This window comes from Lysinibacillus sp. UGB7 (assembly GCF_049058285.1).
Lineage (GTDB): Bacteria > Bacillota > Bacilli > Bacillales_A > Planococcaceae > Lysinibacillus > Lysinibacillus sphaericus_B.
Window position 1 is genome coordinate 1 of record NZ_JBMGUV010000074.1, and the last position, 2,559, is coordinate 2,559.

At 31.3% G+C, this 2,559-nt stretch carries 4 protein-coding genes; 1 reads left to right on the forward strand and 3 read right to left on the reverse strand.

Annotation, left to right across the window (positions count from 1 at the left end):
• The coding region (locus ACOMCU_RS27850) for a hypothetical protein (protein ID WP_421052275.1) at positions 1-1,039 on the reverse strand (1,039 nt) is incomplete at its 3' end.
• 122 nt (positions 1,040-1,161) lie between these two features.
• The gene (locus tag ACOMCU_RS27855; protein WP_421052276.1) at positions 1,162-1,599 is read right to left on the reverse strand and encodes a hypothetical protein; all 438 of its coding nucleotides are present in this window, start codon (positions 1,597-1,599) and stop codon (positions 1,162-1,164) included.
• A gap of 198 nt (positions 1,600-1,797) precedes the next feature.
• Here ACOMCU_RS27855 and ACOMCU_RS27860 point away from each other — a divergent pair, with 198 nt between their 5' ends.
• Positions 1,798-1,920: a hypothetical protein gene (locus ACOMCU_RS27860; protein WP_421052277.1), complete on the forward strand. Its 123-nt coding sequence runs from the start codon at positions 1,798-1,800 to the stop codon at positions 1,918-1,920.
• A 199-nt stretch (positions 1,921-2,119) separates the two neighbouring features.
• Here ACOMCU_RS27860 and ACOMCU_RS27865 read toward each other — a convergent pair whose 3' ends face one another.
• Positions 2,120-2,326, reverse strand: coding sequence for a hypothetical protein (locus ACOMCU_RS27865; RefSeq protein WP_010859544.1), 207 nt, complete (start codon positions 2,324-2,326; stop codon positions 2,120-2,122).
• Positions 2,327-2,559 lie beyond the last annotated feature (233 nt).

The window sequence follows — 2,559 nt, forward strand, 5'->3', positions numbered from 1 at the left end:
GTTCTGTATCAATTAAAATATCCATTTGATTATCAGTAACGACATTCATATGGGGATTTCTTGTCAACAACTCTTCCCACTTTACTTCGTAATATTTGTGACTACCTTTTCCTTTTATTTCAACAATTTCTTCAAATAAAAGTAAATTTAAAATTTCAGAAACTCGCGCACCAGAATGAAGTAGAATTGTAAAAAAAATATTTTTCTGTGTTGACAATCCGATGATTTCATTTGAAAAAATTTTTTCAATTTCATATTCCGTAAAAACTCTTTTTTTAACAATAGAGTTATCTTTTCGTTTCAAATCCGTTTTGTTCGTTATTCTGCCAGCAATATCCCAAACCTCTATTAAATCCTTCTCAATTTTAATAAATGTTTTAGAAACAACTTCTCTTGATAATGGTTTAAATCGTCTACTCCAAAAACAATCCTCACTAAGCCATTCTAAATAATCTAGCGTTTTTCTTATAGTTTTAGCAATGTATTCGAAAGAATATCTCCAACCTTCTTCATCTATTTCGGCCCGAATTAAACTAGGAAGTATCATATGTATAGCATTTGTATTACCTAGCTTTTTATACCACTCATTATAAATACTACTTATTGTATTTTTATTTGTAATTCCATCAATGTAAGGATGAATTGGTATGTATTCTATATCTGATGGATGAATTGAATTGAATCCTGGCATTTTATAAAGACCCTTGGGAATGTATGACAAATACTTAATGTATAAATCTAACAAATTGCTTGTGAGTGGTTCTTCACCCGTTAGATCATGTAATAATAAAAAGTTATAAAAATGACTAATTGAAACTGAACAACTTTCAATATATTTTCTCCCTTTACTTTTTTCATTTAATGCACAAATATAATCAAAAGCCGGTTTTAAGATTTTGTTGTCTGGTGTCATCACTATAGAAATGGAAGATTTATCTTGATTATACTTTTTATCTCCTTCATTTATTTTTTTTACATAAAATAGGCCGTTCACTTTGCGATGATTCATATTTTTATAATCAATTTCTTTAAATATCATCTCTCAATCCTCTCCAATATTCTTATCTTTAAAAATATTAAAGATAGTATCATTACAAATTCAGTTACTAACTTAAATATAATTAATAATTAGGAATTTTTAAAGTATTTATTTTATAAGAATTATTTTGGATTCATATGAAATAACATCATGTCTAAAATACGCTCGCGTATGCGTTGTACGCTTGTATGGCTCATATTAAGCTTTGCTCCAATCCATCGGAAAGGCAGGCCTTCTAACAACCAGTAAAGCACCTCTTGCTCAATGTCACCATAAACCTTGTCGATTAGATTTTGCACCACAATCAATTCATTTTTGATTTTGTTGATTCGTACCTCACGTGAAGCTCTAATTTGAACATGTGCATGCACTGGATCACTGTTACCTCCAACAGCTTTTGGCATAGTTGCTTCAATTCCGTATGCAGCTGTAGATGCACCAACAGTCAATGAATCTAATTCATCCTTCATTCTCATGTACTTACACATGTTGTCATGATACTTCTTGATTGCCTTGTCCAACTGATAACGATTTAATTCTGTTTGCCCTTGTTTGCCCATTAGGTTTGCCCTCCTAAGTTGTGGTATGATGATGTTGTACGTACCATCAAAGGGCATGAACCAATTCTGGGCTGTAGCGTGTGGAGACGCTGCGGCTTTTTCATTTTCAAAGGCATACAAACCTATTCGAAACCTTTTCCATTTTCATCCGTAAATAAATTTGAACAGTTTTCCTTTATAAATATCAGGAGGTTTCCAATGAATACTTTTGCTTTAGTAGCTTTTACATTTTCGGCAGCTGCGTTTGCATTTGCATCATCAGCTGATGGTAAGATTAAAAAGCTAGAAAAACGTATCGAAGAACTTGAAAGAAACAAGTAATTTCTTTAATACATAATAGATTTATAGAGCGATGTTTTATTCGCTCTTTTTTCGTTTAATCCTCATATTGTGCAGTAACGTCTGACCACGCTGCGGCTTTTTTGTGTTACAATTTACATAAAATACATAATGAGGTGAAAATACGGAATTTGTCAGGAAATATATCTATATCATCTACTTCGTATCTCTGTTTTTAACCTTATTGGTTTGGGATTATTTCAGAGACCTTTATTTTCAGTAAATCTTCAAACAAACTCGATTCTAGTAAGCCTGTATCATAACCTTTTTTCACGGCAGCGTTCGTTAAAAAGGCTGGGTGTACTTTCTCGTTAACAAATCGCTTTTCAAATTCACCGTCAACAGTGACAATTTCCACTTCTTTTAATTCGAACTTTTGAATTTTCATATGATTATCCTCCATCTATTCAAAAATAAAAACACCTCAGTATAAGTGTTGGTTGGAATAAAGTTTGATTAAAGGTAATTCTAAAGATCATGTTTTATAGTAAATGAAATGAAAGCATATTGAATAAAAGTTGATCAACATGCTTTCTTTTTGGTAATTTAGTATTAAGTTTTTATAAAAAAGTTTGACGATTTTTTAGTAGCTCTTTTTCAACTAAAGCACCCTATCCCCTA

Coding starts and splice junctions, on each gene's coding strand:
- ACOMCU_RS27855 (WP_421052276.1), bottom strand. CDS start 1,599: ATGGGCAAACAAGGGCAAACAGAATTAAATCGTTATCAGTTGGACAAG.
- ACOMCU_RS27865 (WP_010859544.1), bottom strand. CDS start 2,326: ATGAAAATTCAAAAGTTCGAATTAAAAGAAGTGGAAATTGTCACTGTT.
- ACOMCU_RS27860 (WP_421052277.1), top strand. CDS start 1,798: ATGAATACTTTTGCTTTAGTAGCTTTTACATTTTCGGCAGCTGCGTTT.